Below are 19,046 nucleotides of genomic sequence, written 5' to 3'. Positions count from 1 at the left end.
GTTTGCGTGGAAGTGTATAGCAACGAAAACGAGCAGGTCGACGCGCTAAAAGGCTTTTTCGCGCAGAACGGCAAGGCGCTGGCTATCGGCGTGATTATCGGCATCGGCGCGCTGGCGGGCTGGCGCTACTGGAGCAGCCATCAGGACACCAGCAGCCGCGAAGTCTCGGCGACCTACCAGCAGGTTTCGGGCGCGCTGGACGCCAGCAAGCCGGAAACGCTGACGGCGGCGGCGAAATTCGCCGACAGCAACAGCAACACCTATGGCGCGCTGGCTTCGCTGGATGTGGCAAAACGCTATGTTGACAACAACGAGCTGGATAAAGCCGCCGCGCAGCTGCAAAGCGGCCTGAAGGCGACCAAAGACGCCAATCTGCAGGCGGTGTTGAACCTGCGCCTGGCGCGTATTCAGCTGCAGCAGAAGCAGCCGGATGCGGTACTGAAGACCCTGGATGCGATCAAGGGCGACGGCTGGACGGCTATCATTGCTGACGTACGCGGCGAAGCGCTGCTCAGCAAGGGCGACAGCAAGGGCGCTCGCGAAGCCTGGAGTAAAGGCATTGCTTCCAACGCCTCGCCGGCGCTGAAAGAGATGCTGCAGATGAAAATGAATAATTTGCCAGGTTAATAATTGCCGCAACGGGCTTAAGAGGGATTTCATGGAATTGCGTAAGATACTGCTGCCGGCACTGATTTCAGTCACGCTGCTCAGCGGATGTTCATGGTTCAGCGGTGAAGAAGACGTGGTCAAAATGTCGCCGCTGCCGAAAGTGGAAAATCAGTTTACCCCGGAAGAGGTCTGGAGCACGTCGGTAGGCGATGGCGTGGGCGATTACTACTCCAACCTGCATCCGGCCTGGTCTGAGAACACCGTTTACGCCGCCGATCGTTTCGGCGTGGTAAAAGCGCTGAACGCGGGCGACGGCAAAGAACAGTGGAAGGTCGATCTGTCGACCAAAACGGGCTTCTTCTCTAAGAACCTGCCCGCGCTGCTTTCCGGCGGCCTCTCTTACGACGGCGGTCACGTCTATGTCGGCAGCGAGCGCGGCCAGGTTTATGCGCTGAACAGCAGCGATGGTTCCATCGCCTGGCAGACCAAAGCGGCTGGCGAAGTGCTGTCGCGCCCGGTTGCCAGCGACGGTCTGGTGCTGGTGCATACCAGCAACGGCATGCTGCAGGGCCTGGATCAGAGCAGCGGCGTCGTAAAGTGGACGGTTAACCTTGACGTGCCGGCGCTGTCGCTGCGCGGTGAGTCCGCGCCTGCTACCGCCTTCGGTGCGGCTATCGTCGGCGGCGACAACGGTCGCGTCAGCGCGGTGATGATGAACCAGGGCCAGATTATCTGGCAGCAGCGTATCTCCCAGCCGGGCGGCGCGACGGAAATCGATCGTCTTGCCGATGTGGATACCACGCCGGTCGTCGTTGACGGCGTGGTTTACGCGCTGGCCTATAACGGCAGCCTGGCGGCGCTGGATCTGCGCTCAGGACAGGTGATGTGGAAACGCGAAATCGGCTCCGTAAACGATATGATCGTGGACGCGGGACGCATCTACCTGGTTGACCAGGACGATCGCGTAGTGGCCTTGAGCACCGATGGCGGCGTAACCCTGTGGCGTCAGAGCGATCTGTTGCACCGCAACCTGACCGCGCCGGTGCTTTATAATGGCTATCTGGTCGTAGGCGATAGCGAAGGCTACCTGCACTGGGTGAATACCACCGACGGCCGTTTTGTTGCGCAGCAGAAAGTGGACGGCTCTGGCTTCCAGACCTCGCCGGTGGTCGCCAGCGACAAGCTGCTGATCCAGGCGAAAGGCGGCGAAGTCTACGCTTTCACGCGCTAATACGCTGCCTGCACGTCGAAACGGCTCCTGATTGTTCAGGGGCCGTTTCGTTTTTTTACAGGCGTGGTATCCTCTACGCCTTCAGCCTGCGTGTGCGCCAGTAATCAAGTTGCAAGCGGTCAGGCGTTTAATTTTAGTAATGAGGCTTCAATATGGTACCTGTGGTCGCGCTGGTCGGGCGTCCCAATGTGGGAAAATCTACACTTTTTAACCGTCTTACGCGCACGCGAGATGCGCTGGTAGCGGATTTTCCTGGGCTAACCCGTGACCGTAAGTATGGTCGCGCCGAGGTCGAAGGGCGTGAGTTTATCTGCATTGATACCGGCGGTATCGATGGCAATGAAGAGGGCGTGGAAACCCGTATGGCCGAACAGTCGCTGCTGGCGATCGAAGAGGCCGACGTGGTGCTGTTTATGGTTGATGCGCGTGCGGGCCTGATGCCTGCCGATCAGGCCATTGCCCAACATTTGCGCTCACGCCAGAAACCCACTTTTCTGGTAGCCAACAAAACCGACGGCATGGATCCGGATTCCGCCGTGGTCGATTTCTATTCGCTGGGGCTGGGTGAAATCCATGCTATCGCCGCTTCGCACGGTCGTGGCGTTACCGGCCTGCTGGAAATGGTGCTGCTGCCGTGGATGGATGAGGTTGCGCCGCAGGCGGAGCTGACGGAAGAAGAAGAGAACGAAGCCTACTGGGCGGAGCTGGCGGCGAAAGAGAGCGGCGCAGAGCAGGAAGAAGAGGAAGACGACTTCAACCCGCTGGATCTGCCGATCAAGCTGGCTATCGTCGGTCGGCCTAACGTGGGTAAATCCACGCTGACTAACCGTATCCTCGGTGAGGATCGCGTTGTGGTTTACGATATGCCGGGCACCACGCGCGACAGCATCTATATCCCTATGGAACGCGACGGCCGCGAATATATCCTGATCGACACGGCAGGCGTGCGCAAGCGCGGCAAAATTACCGAAACGGTCGAGAAGTTCTCGGTGATCAAAACGCTACAGGCGATCGAAGACGCTAACGTGGTGATGCTGGTGATCGACGCCCACGAAGGGATTTCCGATCAGGATCTGTCGCTGCTCGGCTTTATCCTCAACAGCGGTCGCTCGCTGGTGATTGTGGTGAACAAATGGGACGGCCTGTCGCAGGAAGTGCGCGAAGAAGTTAAAGAAACCCTCGACTTCCGTCTTGGCTTTATCGATTTTGCCCGCGTGCACTTTATCTCCGCGCTGCACGGCAGCGGCGTAGGCAACCTGTTCGAATCGGTTACCGAAGCTTACGACTGCTCAACCCGTCGCGTGAATACCTCAATGCTGACCCGCATTATGAATATGGCAGCCGACGATCATCAGCCGCCGCTGGTGCGCGGTCGCCGCGTGAAGCTGAAGTATGCGCATGCCGGCGGCTACAACCCGCCGATTGTGGTGATCCACGGCAACCAGGTGAAAGATCTGCCGGATTCCTACAAGCGCTATCTGATGAACTACTTCCGCCGCTCGCTGGAAGTGATGGGTACGCCTATTCGCATCCAGTTTAAAGAAGGGGATAACCCTTTTGCCGGTAAACGCAACCTGCTGACGCCTAACCAGCAACGCAAGCGCAAACGCCTGCTGAGCCATCTGAAAAAGAACAAACGCTGATTTGCGGGCGATGCCTTATCGCCCTGACAACGGTGTTTTCCGGGCCCGGCATTCTGTCGGGCTCGCTTTTTTGGGGTCGGAATTGATGTCGGCGAGCGGCTTTTCTCTTTGCGGGCCGCCAGCCGGTTAACTCTTTTCTTATTGCCCGACAAAGGCTGCTTCTTAAATGCGGCGGTGCAACTTTGTTTTATACTTATCAAATAAAACAGGAGAAAACGATGAGTGAACACTGCCCGATTTGCCAGCATCCCCTTGTCATCCAGGATGAACGGCTGTACTGCGCCAGCTGCCAGCGTGATTTTGCCGCCAAAGCTATCTGCCCTGATTGCGATCGGCCGCTACAGCTCCTCAAGGCCTGCGGCGCTACCGACTATTTTTGCCCTAACGGCGACGGCTTAATATCCAGAAAGCGGGTTGTCTTCAGGCCGCTGATTGAATCGCTGTAAGCGTATTAAAATAATGCTTCGCTCTGAATGCAGGTTGCTGCTAAGTGGCGAGGCCATTTTCATCAATTCTGCTTTTATTTCCCCGCCCTGAATCCGCTTTAACCCTTTCTTTTTTCGTACCGCCGCGTGCTGCTTATTAAGCTGGCGTAAACTATTATCCCGCGAAATTGTTTAGTAAAAGTTAAAATAACGTACCAATAAATGTGCTTAATACGCACGAGTGTGAAGTTTGTTAATTTTGTGTGTAGTTATTTATGAACCGCGTGGTACAATTTTGCCGTTAGCGGTCGGCAGGCCGCCAACGCAGGACGGGGTCAACCCGTATCGCCTTGTTAAGCGTCTATAGCATAATGTTGAGTTGCTTTACGCCGCGCCCGTTTAAAATGGGTGCAGAAGCAGCCTGAGATTACGCTAAACGCTGTTTTCCAGGAGTGTTTTTCCATGTCTCAAACAAATGCCCGGTCGTCGAAATGGCTGGGCCTGTGGTGCGTTCTGCTGGGCCTGATCTTGCTGGCAACCGGCCTGTTCTTCGTGGTTGGTGGCGGAAAACTGCTGTCGCTGGGCGGCAGCTGGTATTTCATGATCGCCGGTATTTTGACCGTGATTGCCGCTATCCAGTTTTTCCGCCGCAAATCTTCCGCCGTTGCGGTTTACGCGCTGGTCTTTATCGGCACGGTAATCTGGGCGCTGCTGGAGGTCGGTCTGGATTTCTGGCCGCTGGTTTCGCGCCTGATGACCATCGCCGGGCTGATGCTGCTGGCCTTGATTACGCTGCCCGCGCTGCGCAGGCACGAAGGGAAATCTGCTGCGGCTAAGCCTGCTTATATTTCTGCTGCCGTGCTGGTTGTAGGCCTGGTGGCGACCTTTGTACAGATGTTCCAGCCGCACGCGCCGGTTGCCGACGGCAGCGAACTGCCGCTGGTGCCGGTAAATAAAGCGACCGAACAGAAAAACTGGGACAACTACGGCAATACGCCGGGCGGCAGCCGCTTTGTGGCGCTGGACCAGATCACGCGCGACAACGTGAAAGACCTGAAGATAGCCTGGACTTTCCGTACCGGCGATATTCCTGACAGCCCAACCGGCAACGGCGCGGAAGATCAGCAAACGCCTTTGCAGATTGGCGATGTGCTCTACCTTTGCACGCCGCACAACAACGTGATCGCGGTCAACGCCGACACGGGGAAAAAGATGTGGGAACACGTGGTGAATGCGCAGGCAGAGGTCTGGAACCGCTGTCGCGGCCTGGCTTACTTTGACGCCACTCAGCCACTGAAACAGCCTTCAGTGCCTGGTTCTACGCCGGTGCCGCAGGCCGTGCTGCCTGCGGGCGACAGCTGCCAGCGTCGTCTGCTGATGAATACCATCGATGCGCGCCTGATGGCTATCAACGCCGACAATGGCGAACTGTGCCAGAACTTTGGCGACCACGGTGTGGTTGACCTGAAAGCGGGCCTGGGCGAAGCGCAGGATCCAAAATATCAGCTGACCTCTGCGCCAACGCTTGCGGGCACCACCGTTGTGGTCGGCGGCCGCGTTGCGGATAACGTCCAGACCGATATGCCTGGCGGCGTGATCCGTGGCTTTGACGTGATTACCGGCCAGATGCGCTGGGCCTTTGATACGGGCAATGACGATCCGAATGCAAAATTGCAGCCGGGCCAGAGCTATGCCCGCAGCACGCCTAATTCCTGGGCGCCGATGTCCTACGATCCCGCGATGAATACCGTGTTTATGCCAATGGGCAGTTCGTCGGTCGATCTGTATGGCGCAACGCGTACCGCGCTGAACCATAAATATGGCGCTTCCATTCTGGCGGTCGATGCGACTACCGGCAAAGAGAAGTGGGTTTACCAGACCGTGCACAACGATCTGTGGGACTTTGACCTGCCGATGCAGCCAAGCCTGATCGACTTCCCTATGAAGGATGGCACCAGCAAACCGGCCGTAGTGATTGGCACCAAAGCGGGCCAGATCTACGTGCTGGATCGTCTGACCGGCAAGCCGCTGACCGAAGTGAAAGAAGTACCGGTTAAAAAAGGCAATATCCCGAACGAGCAGTATACGCCAACGCAGCCTAAGTCTGTCGGCATGCCGCAGATTGGCGCGGAAACGCTGAAAGAGTCTGATATGTGGGGCGCTACGCCGTTCGATCAGCTTGCCTGCCGCGTGGCCTTTAAATCCATGCGCTACGATGGCCTGTACACCGTGCCGGGCACCGACAAAGCCCTGAGCTTCCCTGGCTCGCTGGGCGGCATGAACTGGGGCAGCCTGTCTACCGATCCGAACAATCACTACATCTTCGTCAACGACATGCGTCTTGGCCTGTGGGTGCAGATGATCCCGGCCAATACCGGCGCTACCGCTCGCGGCAGTAACGGCGGGGAAGCGATCAACACCGGCATGGGTGCGGTGCCGCTGAAAGGCACGCCTTATGCGGTAAACAAAAACCGCTTTATGTCGCCGCTGGGCATTCCTTGCCAGAAACCGCCGTTCGGTACGCTCTCTGCTATCGATCTGAAAACGCAGAAGCTGGTGTGGCAGGTTCCGGTTGGTACGGTGCAGGATACCGGCCCGTTCGGCATCAAAATGCACGCGCAGATGCCGGTAGGGATGCCGACGCTGGGCGGCACGCTGGCTACGCAGGGCGGCCTGGTGTTTATCGCGGGCACGCAGGATTACTATCTGCGCGCGTTTGACACGGCTACCGGTAAAGAGGTGTGGAAAGCACGTCTGCCGGTTGGCAGTCAGGGCGGCCCCATTAGCTACAAGTTGCCGAAAACAGGCAAGCAGTACATCCTGATTTCAGCCGGCGGCGCGCGTCAGTCCCCGGATCGCGGCGACTACGTAATTGCTTACGCGCTGGATAAATAAGCGCGATAATAAAAAGCCCCGCCAGCAACGGCGGGGCTTTTTTCTGGCTACTGGCCATTGTGCCAGAGCTGCACCAGCTCGGGCGGCGCCAGATCCTCAGGAATTAGGATCACCAGATTGCCGACCTGCTGCTGCGTGGCATAGCTGATTTCGATACGGTAATAGCGCTGATCGCCTCTTCCGGCGCGGCTTTGCTCTCCCGGCGGTTCTCCCAGCCGCAGCGCGTGGCGCAATACGCTGCACACATGTTCCCGCTGCGGAGGATCCAGTTGGGCCAGCGCGATGCGTCTTGGGCTGGACAGTTTAGGGATAAAAGCAAAACCGCCTTCGCGCGCCACGTCGATGATCGCGTCGTCGCTCAGTTCCGGAAGTGAATTCATAACACGCCAACCTCCTTCCAGGCATTTTCAATGGCCTGACCTACCGATTTATTAAAACGTTTCTGACCGTGATTAACAGTATACTGCGCGAAAGTTTTAAAGTCGGCATTCTGCGGCAGCGTTTTATCGCATACCGTGTCGTACCAGGCGTAGCCGGCCAGCTCCCAGGCGTAGCCGCCGAGCGTCTTCGCGGCCAGATAGAAAGCGCGATTGGGAATGCCGGAGTTCAGATGCACGCCGCCGTTGTCTTCGCGCGTCTGGATATAGCCTTTCATATCCGCAGGCTGAGGATCTTTGCCCAGCAGCGGATCGTCGTAGGCCGTTCCCGGCGCCGACATAGAGCGCAGCCCTTTGCCGTTAATGCCTTCGGCCAGCAGCCCTTCGCCGATTAGCCAGTCCGCCTGATCGGCCGTCTGCTTGCGGCTGAACTGCTTAACCAGCGAGCCAAACACGTCCGACAGCGATTCATTCAGCGCGCCCGCCTGCTCAAAATAGATCAGGCCGGCTTCGGTTTCCGTTACGCCGTGCGCCAGCTCGTGGCCGACCACATCCAGCGCGATGGTAAAACGATTGAAAATTTCGCCGTCGCCGTCGCCGAACACCATTTGCTGACCGTTCCAGAAGGCGTTCTGATAGTCTTTGCCATAGTGCACGGTGCCTTTCAGCGTCAGCCCCTGATTATCCAGGGAATTACGCTTATAGGCCTGCCAGAAAAAGTCGTAGGTGACGCCAAGATAGTCGTAAGCCTCATTGGCGGCAACGTCGTTATTGCCTGACTGGCCTTCGCTGCGCACCAGCGTGCCGGGAAGATTTTGGGTCTGCTCTGAATCATAGATTTCCCGCTGGACCTGGCCCGGCGTGGCGGTTTTTGCCCCGTCCGGTTTGACCCAGGTTTCCGCCATCAGCGTCTGCACGTGCGCCAGAGTCTGGCGCGCGCAGCTCTGCTGCAGGCCGGAGCCGTTATCAATGATTTTGCTCAGCATATAGGGAGGGATGACGCCGTAATGCATACCATGCTCCTTGGTCCATCGTAAATGTCCAAAAAGTATAGTGGCTGCTTTGCGTACGCGCATAAACGGGCCTGCGGCATAGTCGCACTATGTCTGCAGGAGCCGCCACAGCCTGGGTTCTCGTCAAAGTAATGCAGGACGTCAGAGCGATAAGGCAGCCAGAAATCCCAATTTGGACAGGCTATTTTATGCAAAACCAGTCTTTTTTCTTAAAAAATAGAGTTAGTGCCGGAACTGGTTTTCCTGATGTGGCCAGGGCCATTACTATCGGGATCGGATAATTATTGAACAATGACATGTTATGGAAAACGGTTTAACTATTGCGATGACGCCGGTACAGCTTGCGGCTGTAATGGCAGATGAAACCGCTACAGGGGATGCAATCAGCAACCGCATATGGGGCGGAGTAGGATTTCTGGGGAGCGTACTCGAACTTGCCAGCGCGACTGCTCTGTGTCTGGTGCCCGAGCCTACAGGTTTGACCAAGGCGGGTTGTATTATTGTGGGCGCTCACAGCCTGGACGGGATCGGTTCATCGGCTTATCAGGTATACACTGGCAAAAAGACAGCATCATTGACCGCTCGTGCCACAGCGGGTATTGCCAGAGAGCTCGGCGCTTCAAACTTATCTTGTCTTCAGCTATGACGTTAAATCCAGGATAGGAGTTGTGGTTAAATATGATGCAACCCAGGCGGCAAGTGCGACCAGGATCGAGGTTGTTATGAAGAAAAAGCAATATAACAACAAGCCTTATTACATCGCCACAGCTTATCCGGTACTTTGAAATATGAAAAACTTCACCCCTGTCAGCAATTTCTTCGTCGTCTTTTTCGGCCAGGACAGCGATGAATATGGCGACAGTTATCCAGAGATTGTTGACGCTGCTTTCAAAATTTATCTCGAAGACGGCCCGCATTATCTTGATAATTTAATTCGTAATATCGATGATTTTCGGCGTACTTATCCAGATAATGAAACGGCCGCAGTAGCGCTGAATGAATTAACGCGAGGTTCCGCAGGTGACACAAGGGAATATACTGCGACGCTTATTGGTTTTCTTGATTGGTTATCAGCCTACCTCAAAAAAAAGCGGGATGGCATCTGATTTTTTGAACATCCGCTTTTTTTCCGGATCTTATTTAATCCAGACTGGGGAGACGCATACCCTTAAATCGTAGATACGTATCTTGAGTATCAGGATGTGATTGAAAAATTTATTAAGCAAGTTGACGCGTTTTTAAAACGATTATCCAGATAATAAATCAGCAATCTCCGCCCTTCAGCTGCGCCGCCATCAGCATCTGCACGTGCGCCAGAGTCTGACGCGCGCAACTCTGCCGCAGGCCGGAGCCGTTATCAATGATTTTGCGCAGAATATAGGGAGAGATGACGCCATAATGCATACCATGCTCCCTGGTCCATCGTAAATATCCTTTGCGTACCCGAATAAACAAGCCTGCGGCGCGTCCCGCATTTTTAAAACAGCGATTTTCTTTTGGTTTCTTCAGAGGGTAGATTTGTTTACGGCAACGCTGAATGGCGAAAAGGACGCTTGAAATGTGGTCTTGTTGTGTCCACAATATCAGGCGGAGCTACCCCGACCATTTAGCCTTGACCGAAGGAGTAAATATGAACGCAGATGCACTGGTAAAGGCTCGTATCCCGCAAGATATCAAGGAACGAGCCGTCGCTGCCCTTAACAAAATGGGCCTCAGCACATCGGATGTAATCCGCATGGTAATGATCCGCGTGGCGGACGAAGGCCGTCTTCCTTTTGAGGTAAAAACCCCAAATGTGGCTACCCAGGCTGCTATGGAAGAGCTGGATAATGGCCACGGAGAACGCTTTGAATCCGCTGACGCTCTGTTTAAGGACACAGGGATCTGATGTTAAAACCGGTACTGGCGAGTGCCTTCAAAGGAGATATAAAAAGACAGCAACGACGCGGCAAAGATATGACCCGACTGAAAATATTAATCACGTTGTTGGCCGAGGGGAGGAAGATCCCCTCTGAATATGAAGATCATCCTTTGCAGGGCACCTGGCGCGGCTACCGCGATGCGCATATCGAAGGCGACTGGATCTTGATTTACAAAGTCGTAGGTAACGATCTCAAACTCGCAAGAACCGGTACGCATCAGGATATCTTCAGCAGCGCCTGAGGTGAGAAACCCGAAGGCGGCGAAGCGATATGTCTGCCAAAAGCCTCACGCCTTTTTAGCGCGGGCTTTTTTAACGGGCGTGACCGCCGTGACTTCGCTCTCTACCCAGCCGTCGCTCAGCCGGGTTTTCAGCCTGTCGCCCGCCTTCAGCTGCGCGGCCTTTTTAATGGCCTGACCGTCGGCTGCCGTAGTGACGCTGAAACCGCGCGCCAGCGTCGCCAACGGGCTGACGCCTTCCAGCTGGGCCGCCAGCGTGGCGAACTGCTGTTTGCCGCCGTTGAGCTGCGCCTGCATCGCCTGCTGTAAACGGTAGCGCCACTGCTGAAGCTGCTGCTGCGCGCGATAAAGCCGGTTCTGCGGCTGCGTGGCGGCAAGCCGCTGCGTAGCCTGTTCCTGCTGACGAGCGGCCTGGCGCAGTCGCAGCTGCATGGCGTCATCCAGCCTGCGGTGGAGCCGCATCAGCTTCGTCTGCTGGCGCGCCAGCCGTAGCTGGGGATGCTGCTGCTGTAAACGGTGGTGCAGGCGGGTAAAGGTGCGGTTCTGCTGCGCAAGATAGTAGTCCATCGCCATTTCCAGCCTTGTCTGCTGCGACTGAAGCTGGCGCAGCAGCTCAAGCTGGTTGCGGCTGACCAGCTCGGCCGCCGCAGAAGGCGTGGGCGCGCGCAGATCCGCCACAAAGTCGGCGATGGTCACATCGGTTTCGTGCCCTACGGCGCTGACGATAGCGATGCGGCTGGCGAAAATTGCCCGCGCCACGCGCTCGTCGTTGAAGCTCCACAGATCTTCCAGCGAGCCGCCGCCGCGTCCGACGATCAGCACGTCGCACTCTGCGCGCTGGTTGGCCAGCTCAATGGCGCGCACGATGCTGGCTGGCGCATCCGCCCCTTGAACCGGCGTGGGATAAATCACCACCGGCAGGGAAGGGTCGCGGCGGTGTAAAACCCGCAGCACATCGTGCAGCGCCGCGCCGGTGGCAGAGGTGATCACGCCTACCTGGCGTGCAGGATCGGGCAGCGGCTGCTTATGGCTCTGTTCAAACAGGCCTTCGCTCGTCAGCTTTTGCTTCAGCTGTTCAAACTGCTGCTGAAGCAGGCCGTCGCCGGCAGGCTGCATACTTTCGGCAATCAGCTGATAGTCGCCGCGCGGCTCATAAAGCGTGATGGTGGCCCTGACCAGCACCTGCTGGCCGTTTTGCGGACGAAAGGTTACGCGGCGGTTACTGTTGCGGAACATCGCGCAGCGTACCTGTGCGCCGTCGTCCTTCAGCGTAAAATACCAGTGGCCGGAAGAGGGCTGGGAAAAGTTAGAGATCTCGGCGCTCAGCCAGACCTGGCCCATCTCCATTTCCAGCAGCTTGCGCACCGTGGTATTCAGGCGGCTGACGGTAAAAATATTGGCGGTTGGCGGTAGCGACATGTGATAGAGATCAAACTTTAAATCAGAGGGTTAATTAACCGATACTACATGCCTGACGGGAGGGATCAAGAGTTTTTCGTAAATAATGCTGGAGGCAATCGATTACGCCCTGTATAATGCCGCGGCAATATTTTACAAGTTCTCATTCACCCTGAGGTTGAGATATTGCCATGCTAAGAATCGCTAAAGAAGCCCTGACATTTGACGACGTGCTGCTCGTTCCCGCTCATTCGACTGTGTTGCCTAATACGGCCGACCTCAGTACCCAGCTTACCAAAACCATTCGCCTGAATATTCCTATGCTCTCTGCGGCTATGGACACCGTGACCGAAGCGGGCCTGGCTATTGCGCTGGCGCAGGAAGGCGGGCTGGGCTTTATTCATAAAAATATGTCCATCGAGCGCCAGGCGGAAGAAGTCCGCAAGGTGAAGAAACATGAAAGCGGCGTGGTGACCGATCCGCAAACCGTGCTGCCCACTACGGCGCTGAGCGAAGTGAAGCTGCTGACCGAGCGTAACGGCTTTGCGGGCTATCCGGTGGTTAACGGCGACAACGAGCTGGTAGGTATCATCACCGGCCGCGACGTGCGTTTCGTCACCGATATGAGCCTGCCGGTTTCGGCGGTCATGACGCCAAAAGAGCGTCTGGTCACCGTACGCGAAGGCGAAGCGCGTGAAGTCGTGCTGCAAAAGATGCACGAAAAACGCATCGAAAAAGCGCTGGTGGTGGACGATGCTTTCCATCTGCTGGGCATGATCACCGTTAAAGATTTCCAGAAAGCCGAACGCAAGCCTAACGCCTGTAAAGACCAGGAAGGTCGTCTGCGCGTCGGCGCAGCGGTAGGCGCGGGCGCGGGCAACGAAGAGCGCGTGGACGCGCTGGTCGCGGCTGGCGTTGACGTGCTGCTGATTGACTCTTCTCACGGCCACTCTGAAGGCGTATTGCAGCGTATCCGTGAAACCCGTGCTAAATATCCTGACCTGCAGATCCTCGGCGGCAACGTCGCGACCGGCGCTGGCGCGCTGGCGCTGGTTGAGGCTGGCGTAAGTGCGGTGAAAGTGGGTATCGGCCCTGGCTCCATCTGTACCACCCGTATCGTCACCGGCGTGGGCGTGCCGCAGATCACTGCAGTTTCTGACGCGGTCGCCGCGCTGGAAGGTACCGGTATTCCTGTTATCGCCGACGGCGGCATTCGCTTCTCCGGCGACATCGCCAAGGCGATTGCGGCTGGCGCCAGCGCGGTGATGGTCGGCTCTATGCTGGCGGGCACCGAAGAATCGCCGGGCGAAATCGAACTGTATCAGGGCCGCTCGTTCAAATCCTATCGCGGCATGGGCTCGCTGGGCGCGATGTCCAAAGGCTCTTCCGACCGTTACTTCCAGACCGATAACGCGGCGGACAAGCTGGTGCCGGAAGGTATCGAAGGTCGCGTGGCCTATAAAGGCCGTCTGAAAGAGATCGTACATCAGCAGATGGGCGGCCTGCGCTCCTGTATGGGTCTGACCGGCTGCGGCACCATCGAAGCTCTGCGCACCAAAGCGGAATTCGTTCGCATCAGCGGCGCGGGCATCACCGAAAGCCACGTGCACGACGTCACCATTACCAAAGAGTCGCCAAACTACCGCATGGGTTCCTGATAACCCGGCCCGATGCCCGGCGCTGACCGGGCATTTTACTTAATCCCTGTATTTGTTTATCGCTCTGGAATAGCCCAATGACCACGGAAAATATCCATAAACACCGCATCCTGATCCTTGATTTCGGCTCGCAGTATACGCAGCTGGTGGCACGCCGCGTGCGCGAGCTGGGCGTCTACTGTGAACTTTGGGCGTGGGACGTCACTGAAGAGCAGATCCGCCAGTTTAATCCAAACGGCATCATTCTTTCCGGCGGCCCGGAAAGCACCACCGAACACAACAGCCCGCGCGCGCCGGAATACGTTTTCAACGCGGGCGTGCCGGTATTCGGCGTTTGCTACGGGATGCAGACCATGGCGCTGCAGCTTGGCGGCAAGGTGGAAGGCTCCAGCGAGCGCGAGTTTGGCTATGCGCAGGTAGAAGTTGGCGTGGACAGCGCGCTGACTCGCGGCATTGAAGATTCCCTGAGCGCGGACGGCAAACCGCTGCTGGACGTCTGGATGAGCCACGGCGACAAAGTTACCGCTATCCCGTCCGATTTTGTGACCGTTGCCAGCACCGAAAGCTGCCCCTTCGCCATTATGGCTAACGAAGAGAAGCGCCTGTACGGCGTGCAGTTCCACCCGGAAGTGACGCACACGCGTCAGGGCCAGCGGATGCTGGAGCGTTTTGTGCTGGATATCTGCCAGTGTGAAGCGCTGTGGACGCCGGCAAAAATCATCGAAGATGCGGTTGAGCGCCTGCGCGTGCAGGTGGGCAACGACAGGGTGATCCTGGGCCTGTCCGGCGGCGTGGACTCTTCCGTGACCGCGATGCTGCTGCACCGCGCCATCGGCGATCGTCTGACCTGCGTATTCGTCGACAACGGCCTGCTGCGCCTGAACGAAGCGGAGCAGGTGCTGGAGATGTTCGGCGATCACTTTGGCCTGAACATTGTCCACGTGGAAGGCGAAAAACGTTTCCTGGACGCGCTGGCGGGCGTCGACGAGCCGGAAGCCAAGCGAAAAATCATTGGCCGCGTCTTCGTGGAAGTGTTCGATGAAGAGGCGCTGAAGCTGGAAGACGTGAAGTGGCTGGCGCAGGGCACCATCTATCCGGACGTGATCGAATCCGCCGCTTCTGCTACCGGCAAAGCGCACGTTATCAAGTCGCACCACAACGTGGGCGGCCTGCCGAAAGAGATGAAGATGGGCCTGGTTGAACCGCTGCGTGAGCTGTTCAAAGACGAAGTGCGTAAAATCGGCCTGGAGCTTGGCCTGCCGTACAACATGCTTTACCGTCATCCGTTCCCTGGACCGGGTCTGGGCGTGCGCGTGCTGGGCGAAGTGAAGAAAGAGTATTGCGATCTGCTGCGTCGCGCCGATGCGATCTTTATCGAAGAGCTGCACAAGGCCGATCTGTATAACAAAGTCAGCCAGGCGTTCACCGTGTTCCTGCCTGTACGTTCAGTAGGCGTGATGGGCGACGGGCGTAAGTATGACTGGGTGGTTTCGCTGCGTGCGGTAGAAACCATCGACTTTATGACCGCGCACTGGGCGCACCTGCCTTATGAGTTCCTGGGCCGCGTCTCTAACCGCATCATCAATGAAATCAACGGTATTTCCCGCGTGGTTTACGATATCTCCGGCAAGCCGCCGGCGACGATCGAGTGGGAATAGTACTGTAGTTAACCGCCTGTTTTTATACCTGGAATAAAAACAGGCAGTGGTTTTTCTGCGTCATCAATCGTTTTGGTGCGCAGTGCAGGCCTCATCAGAAAAGCCCCTCGAAACCCTGTTCAGTTAGTTAATGCTGACAGGGTATCAGGCACGCTTGTCCGCTCAACGCAGCAAGCGAAAAGTCTCACGCACATGGTCGGTAAGCACTGCCGGGTTTTCCATCGCGGCAAAGTGGCCGCCGTGCTCAGCTTCCGCAAAGAACCTCAAATCCTCGAAACGCGCCTGCGCCCAGCGCCGTGAGAGACGAAGCAGCTCGCCCGGAAACATGCTCACGCCCGCAGGGGTGGGGATGGCAGAAGCGGGACCTTGCTGTTGCATTTCACGTATTCCTTCCCAGTAGAAGCGGACCGAGCCTGGGCCGGCGTTAGGCAGCCAGTACAGCATGATGTCATCGATCAGGGCGTTGATGTCGATTGCCCGCTCAGGCTCGCCGCCGCTGTCGGAGGCGTCCTGAAATAGCGCGTATATCCATGCGGCCAGGCCCACGGGGGAGTCTGCCAGGGCAAAACCTACCGACTGCGGCCGGGTGCTTTGCACCTTCATATAGCCCGAAAGCTCCTGGTCGTAGCGTTGCGCATCAGCCAGCATGCGCTGCTCTTCAGGGGTGGCCTGCGCGATTTCATCCTGGGTCGGCTGATACATCACCATGTTCAGGTGAATGCCGACCAGGCCTGGCGGGCGCATATGCCCCAGAGCGGTGGTCACGGCCGATCCCCAGTCTCCACCCTGGGCAGCCCAGCGCTGGCCATAGCCCAAACGCGCCATTAGCTGCACCCAGGCGCTGGCGGTTTTACCCACGCCCCATCCCGGGGAAGTTGGCTTATCACTGAAACCAAAACCCGGTAGCGCAGGGATAACCAAATGGAACGCATCGCTGGCTTGCCCCCCATAGGCCGTAGGGTCGGTAAGCGGGCCGATCATTGCCCTGAATTCAAGAACAGAGCCTGGCCACCCGTGGGTCATCAGCAAGGGAAGGGCGTCAGAATGGGGCGAGCGAATATGCAGAAAGTGAATGCCGAGGCCGTCGATCTCAGTGCGGCTGCTGTTCCACTGGTTGAGCTGGGTTTCAGTGGCGCGCCAGTCATAGTCTTTTTGCCAGTGCGCTACCAGAGCGCGAAGACGTTCAAGCTTCGGCCCCTGGCTGTTGTCGCTTACGGTTTCCGGATCTGGCCACCGGGTTTGCGCCAGGCGCTGGGCCAGATCGTCAAGCTGCGTCTGGGGAATGTGAATGGGGAAGGACTCTACAGGACTGGTCATCGTTTGATTCCTTGCATAGAGGTGTGGGCCAGTGTGTCGCGGATGGAAGCCCATTCCCGCAGGCTATGGCGTGAGCCGCTATCTTGCAAACCCTGCCGGGCGGGAAAGGGGGTTTACGCGCAGGCGTTAGCGCGCGCTACGCTGATAAGGGTGGACAGCGTCCCGATATTGCCGGGTGGTGTGATCCATAAAGCACCTGTTGGTTAGTGGATGCGGATGAGTAAAGCAACGGTTATACGTGTTGATTCCTGACGTTACCGTTTAATTAACGAACAAACAAGGCATGGATAAGTTGCAGGCCATATCGTTGACCCAATTTGGACTTTATTATCTTGTCCTGCCGGGCGGGAGTAGCGCCATACTGCTAACGCCATCGGCTACCCGCTGGCGTAGCGGAAAGTCGCCGTTATCGCTGCCATAACCAGAGCTTTGCAGGCGCGCGCAACAGCTTCTCATCAGCGGCATCCTGCTCTCTACAGCAGCGCGTCCGGCCCTCTGAAGGCCCGACGCCATTCGCTGGGGCTGACGGCAAACCGGTGTTTAAAATTCTGTCGGAACGATACCGGCGACTGAAATCCCGACATGGCTGCCACCACCTCAATACTGTGATCCGTCGACTCCAGCAGCACCTGGCTGCGCTGAAGCCGCTCGCCGATCAGCCAGTCGCTCAGCGTCAGGCCGGTAGCGGCAAAAAAGTGGCGGGTCAGGGTGCGGCGGCTCATATTGCAAAAGGCCGCCAGCGAATCGATAGTGTGCGGTCTTTCGAGGTTTCTGCGCAGATAGCCGATCAGTTCGTTAATCGCATTATCGCGAGTGGTTTCCGGGACGGGACGCTCGATATACTGCGCCTGTCCGCCTTCCCGATAGGGCGGCATCACCATGCGCCTGGCGACCTTGTTGGCTAACACGCTGCCATAACGATCGCGCACGATACTCAGGCAGCAGTCGATGCCGGCAGCCGTCCCGGCGGAAGTGGTCAGGCGTTCATCAGTGATATAAAGCGCGTTGGTATCAAGATGCACCTGCGGGAAGCGTTCCGTGAAGTCTTTTTCATATTCCCAGTGCGTAGCCGCGCGTCGGTTTTCCAGCAGTCCTGCATAGGCCAGCACGTAGGTGCCCAGACATAATCCCACCACCTCTGCGCCGCGCCGCCAGGCTGCTTTTAGCGCGCTGAGCAGCGCCGGAGAGGGTTTCTCTTCCGGACGATCCCAGAAAGGCACCACGATAATATCGGCCTTTTCCAGCAGCGCCAGCCCGTGTTTTACGTTAATAAACAGGCCAATATCGGACAGAACGTTGCCGGGCGTTTCCGCACAGATTTGCAGATCGAAGCGATCCGGCTCGGGCAGCGCCTTGCCGAAAACGATACAGGGGACGGAAAAGTGAAAGGTGCTGACTCCGGCAGTGGCAATCACGGCAACAACAGGAACGGTCACGTTTTTTCTCCTGACTGGGCTGGGAACCCGCCGAACTGAGCAGGTTCCCCAAAAGCGTCAGAATACCAGCGTTTCGCCATCTTCAGGCGCGCATACGCTCTGTTGCATACCTTTTTGCTGAGCAAACTCACGGATTTCCGCGCGGGTCAGCACGCAGTGATTAACGGCTTCCAGATGCGAAGCCACGATCGTCGCCTCTGGCAGCATTTGGTGAGTACGCAGGATATCTTCGGTGCCCATAATAATGGCGCCATAACCGTCGACCTGAGCAAAACCGGCATTAAGCACCACGACGTCCGGCCGGTGGCTTTGCAGGCTTTCCTCATAGGGTTTCACCCAGATAGTATCGCCGGCGATATACAGCACTTTTTCATCGGCGTGGCGGAACACCAGGCCGCAGGCATCACCCAGCATGGCAGCCATTTCCGGGTTTGCATAGGCTTCATCGCTGCCGTGCTGCCCGTCCGTTTTAATGATAGTAATGCCTTCATAGCTGTTTTCCGTCGTCAACACGCGAACGTTGGTAAAGCCCTGGCTGCGGATCAGCGTGGCATCAGCATCGTGCTGGGTAAAAATAAGCTTGTCGTCAGGAATAAGCTGCTGCGCCGCATCGTCCCAGTGGTCGAGATGGGTATGGGTCACGATCACCGCATCGACGTTCAGCAGGGTATCCACGGCAACCGGCAGCGCCACCAGTGGGTTACGCAGATGCGGACGTGCCGTTCCGGGAAAGCCCGGCCAGGCTTCTTTGTCCGCCAGCATAGGATCGATAAGAAATTTTTTCCCCGCATATTCAAGAATAAGCGTGGCGTTACGGATTTGCGTCAGTTTCATCGTTTCTTCCTTCTGTAGTCTTTTTCCGCGTAGCGAAAGGCTTTTAAGCAGGTACGGAAGCAGTATAGGGAGGATCAACAGCGAGGCGTGAGTAGCCCGATGGTCAATAAGCGATGGGATTGGGCCAACCTGAAAGCGAGGGTGTGCCGGGGCGTTTCGATCAGGATCGCAGCTGAATCAGCCTGCCTTCCCAGCGCACTATGCCTTTACTATCAAGCAAATACCGCGACAACTATGGTCGTTCTGAAGCATCAGCGCACAAATTACCTGGCGATCCTTTTGCAAGCGACAGGAAAATCTGCCAGGATTACCTAGTGCACTAGATAATCAACCAACAGATATTACGAGATGACTATTAACAAACAACGCCGGGAGATAGGTACCGAGCTTTC

At 57.0% G+C, this 19,046-nt stretch carries 18 protein-coding genes and 1 pseudogene; 12 read left to right on the top strand and 7 right to left on the bottom strand.

What is annotated here, in order from left to right:
* Positions 1 to 6 precede the first annotated feature (6 nt).
* The 5 genes from ACA373_RS09375 to ACA373_RS09355 all read left to right on the top strand — a co-directional run bounded on the left by ACA373_RS09375 (position 7) and on the right by ACA373_RS09355 (position 6,803).
* On the top strand, positions 7 to 627 hold the full coding sequence (locus ACA373_RS09375) for a YfgM family protein (protein WP_253459321.1): 621 nt from the start codon (positions 7 to 9) through the stop codon (positions 625 to 627).
* A gap of 31 nt (positions 628 to 658) precedes the next feature.
* Positions 659 to 1,840 carry an outer membrane protein assembly factor BamB gene (gene bamB, locus ACA373_RS09370; RefSeq protein WP_253459324.1) on the top strand — a complete coding sequence of 394 codons (1,182 nt, stop codon included), beginning with the start codon at positions 659 to 661 and terminating at the stop codon, positions 1,838 to 1,840.
* A 152-nt stretch (positions 1,841 to 1,992) separates the two neighbouring features.
* A complete protein-coding gene (der, locus tag ACA373_RS09365; protein WP_301252036.1) occupies positions 1,993 to 3,483 on the top strand; it encodes a ribosome biogenesis GTPase Der in 1,491 nt (496 codons plus the stop codon).
* 218 nt (positions 3,484 to 3,701) lie between these two features.
* On the top strand, positions 3,702 to 3,929 hold the full coding sequence (locus ACA373_RS09360) for a zinc ribbon domain-containing protein (RefSeq protein ID WP_253459330.1): 228 nt from the start codon (positions 3,702 to 3,704) through the stop codon (positions 3,927 to 3,929).
* 441 nt (positions 3,930 to 4,370) lie between these two features.
* Positions 4,371 to 6,803 carry a glucose/quinate/shikimate family membrane-bound PQQ-dependent dehydrogenase gene (locus ACA373_RS09355; protein WP_370734375.1) on the top strand — a complete coding sequence of 811 codons (2,433 nt, stop codon included), beginning with the start codon at positions 4,371 to 4,373 and terminating at the stop codon, positions 6,801 to 6,803.
* Positions 6,804 to 6,850: 47 nt separating this feature from the next.
* Here the strand turns inward: ACA373_RS09355 and ACA373_RS09350 are convergent, their stop codons facing one another.
* Both ACA373_RS09350 and ACA373_RS09345 read right to left on the bottom strand, forming a co-directional pair.
* Complete coding sequence (locus ACA373_RS09350; protein WP_370734374.1) at positions 6,851 to 7,183, bottom strand: protealysin inhibitor emfourin; 333 nt, start codon at positions 7,181 to 7,183, stop codon at positions 6,851 to 6,853.
* Positions 7,180 to 8,193 carry a M4 family metallopeptidase gene (locus ACA373_RS09345; protein WP_301730805.1) on the bottom strand — a complete coding sequence of 338 codons (1,014 nt, stop codon included), beginning with the start codon at positions 8,191 to 8,193 and terminating at the stop codon, positions 7,180 to 7,182. The genes ACA373_RS09350 and ACA373_RS09345 overlap by 4 nt, the downstream gene beginning before the upstream one ends.
* A 301-nt stretch (positions 8,194 to 8,494) precedes the next feature.
* Between ACA373_RS09345 and ACA373_RS09340 the strand changes: the two genes are divergently transcribed.
* From ACA373_RS09340 to ACA373_RS09330, 3 genes are read left to right on the top strand one after another with little or no spacing between them, the layout of a single operon-like run.
* The gene (locus ACA373_RS09340; RefSeq protein ID WP_370734471.1) at positions 8,495 to 8,839 is read left to right on the top strand and encodes a hypothetical protein; all 345 of its coding nucleotides are present in this window, start codon (positions 8,495 to 8,497) and stop codon (positions 8,837 to 8,839) included.
* Positions 8,778 to 8,978, top strand: coding sequence for an RNase A-like domain-containing protein (locus ACA373_RS09335; protein WP_370734373.1), 201 nt, complete (start codon positions 8,778 to 8,780; stop codon positions 8,976 to 8,978). The genes ACA373_RS09340 and ACA373_RS09335 overlap by 62 nt, the downstream gene beginning before the upstream one ends.
* Before the next feature lie 3 nt (positions 8,979 to 8,981).
* A complete protein-coding gene (locus ACA373_RS09330; protein WP_370734372.1) occupies positions 8,982 to 9,299 on the top strand; it encodes a contact-dependent growth inhibition system immunity protein in 318 nt (105 codons plus the stop codon).
* A 187-nt stretch (positions 9,300 to 9,486) separates the two neighbouring features.
* Here ACA373_RS09330 and ACA373_RS09325 read toward each other — a convergent pair.
* Positions 9,487 to 9,597: pseudogene (locus tag ACA373_RS09325) on the bottom strand (protealysin propeptide domain-containing protein); the annotation flags it as partial.
* A 226-nt stretch (positions 9,598 to 9,823) separates the two neighbouring features.
* On the opposite strand from ACA373_RS09325, the gene ACA373_RS09320 reads away from it, so the two are divergent.
* Positions 9,824 to 10,081, top strand: coding sequence for a type II toxin-antitoxin system RelB/DinJ family antitoxin (locus tag ACA373_RS09320; protein ID WP_253459348.1), 258 nt, complete (start codon positions 9,824 to 9,826; stop codon positions 10,079 to 10,081).
* Positions 10,081 to 10,356 (top strand): type II toxin-antitoxin system YafQ family toxin, encoded by a 276-nt coding sequence (locus tag ACA373_RS09315; RefSeq protein WP_253459350.1) that lies wholly within the window; start codon positions 10,081 to 10,083, stop codon positions 10,354 to 10,356. The genes ACA373_RS09320 and ACA373_RS09315 overlap by 1 nt, the downstream gene beginning before the upstream one ends.
* Positions 10,357 to 10,401: 45 nt before the next feature.
* On the opposite strand, the gene xseA is transcribed toward ACA373_RS09315, so the two are convergent.
* Positions 10,402 to 11,772: an exodeoxyribonuclease VII large subunit gene (gene xseA, locus ACA373_RS09310; protein ID WP_370734371.1), complete on the bottom strand. Its 1,371-nt coding sequence runs from the start codon at positions 11,770 to 11,772 to the stop codon at positions 10,402 to 10,404.
* A gap of 170 nt (positions 11,773 to 11,942) precedes the next feature.
* Between xseA and guaB the strand changes: the two genes are divergently transcribed.
* Entirely contained in the window at positions 11,943 to 13,409 is a 1,467-nt protein-coding gene (gene guaB, locus ACA373_RS09305; protein ID WP_253459355.1) for an IMP dehydrogenase, read from the top strand.
* 77 nt (positions 13,410 to 13,486) lie between these two features.
* Entirely contained in the window at positions 13,487 to 15,067 is a 1,581-nt protein-coding gene (gene guaA, locus ACA373_RS09300) for a glutamine-hydrolyzing GMP synthase (RefSeq protein WP_253459358.1), read from the top strand.
* 162 nt (positions 15,068 to 15,229) lie between these two features.
* Here the strand turns inward: guaA and ACA373_RS09295 are convergent, their stop codons facing one another.
* The 3 genes from ACA373_RS09295 to ACA373_RS09285 all read right to left on the bottom strand — a co-directional run bounded on the left by ACA373_RS09295 (position 15,230) and on the right by ACA373_RS09285 (position 18,654).
* The gene (locus ACA373_RS09295; protein WP_301252018.1) at positions 15,230 to 16,384 is read right to left on the bottom strand and encodes an epoxide hydrolase family protein; all 1,155 of its coding nucleotides are present in this window, start codon (positions 16,382 to 16,384) and stop codon (positions 15,230 to 15,232) included.
* 473 nt (positions 16,385 to 16,857) lie between these two features.
* Positions 16,858 to 17,820 carry a GlxA family transcriptional regulator gene (locus ACA373_RS09290; RefSeq protein WP_301252016.1) on the bottom strand — a complete coding sequence of 321 codons (963 nt, stop codon included), beginning with the start codon at positions 17,818 to 17,820 and terminating at the stop codon, positions 16,858 to 16,860.
* A gap of 57 nt (positions 17,821 to 17,877) precedes the next feature.
* A complete protein-coding gene (locus tag ACA373_RS09285; RefSeq protein WP_370734370.1) occupies positions 17,878 to 18,654 on the bottom strand; it encodes an MBL fold metallo-hydrolase in 777 nt (258 codons plus the stop codon).
* Between the last annotated feature and the right edge of the window lie 392 nt (positions 18,655 to 19,046).

Origin of the sequence: Erwinia sp. STN24 (assembly GCF_041320675.1) — a bacterium.
Taxonomy (GTDB): domain Bacteria; phylum Pseudomonadota; class Gammaproteobacteria; order Enterobacterales; family Enterobacteriaceae; genus Erwinia; species Erwinia aeris.
This window is presented reverse-complemented; position numbering and strand designations above follow the sequence as displayed.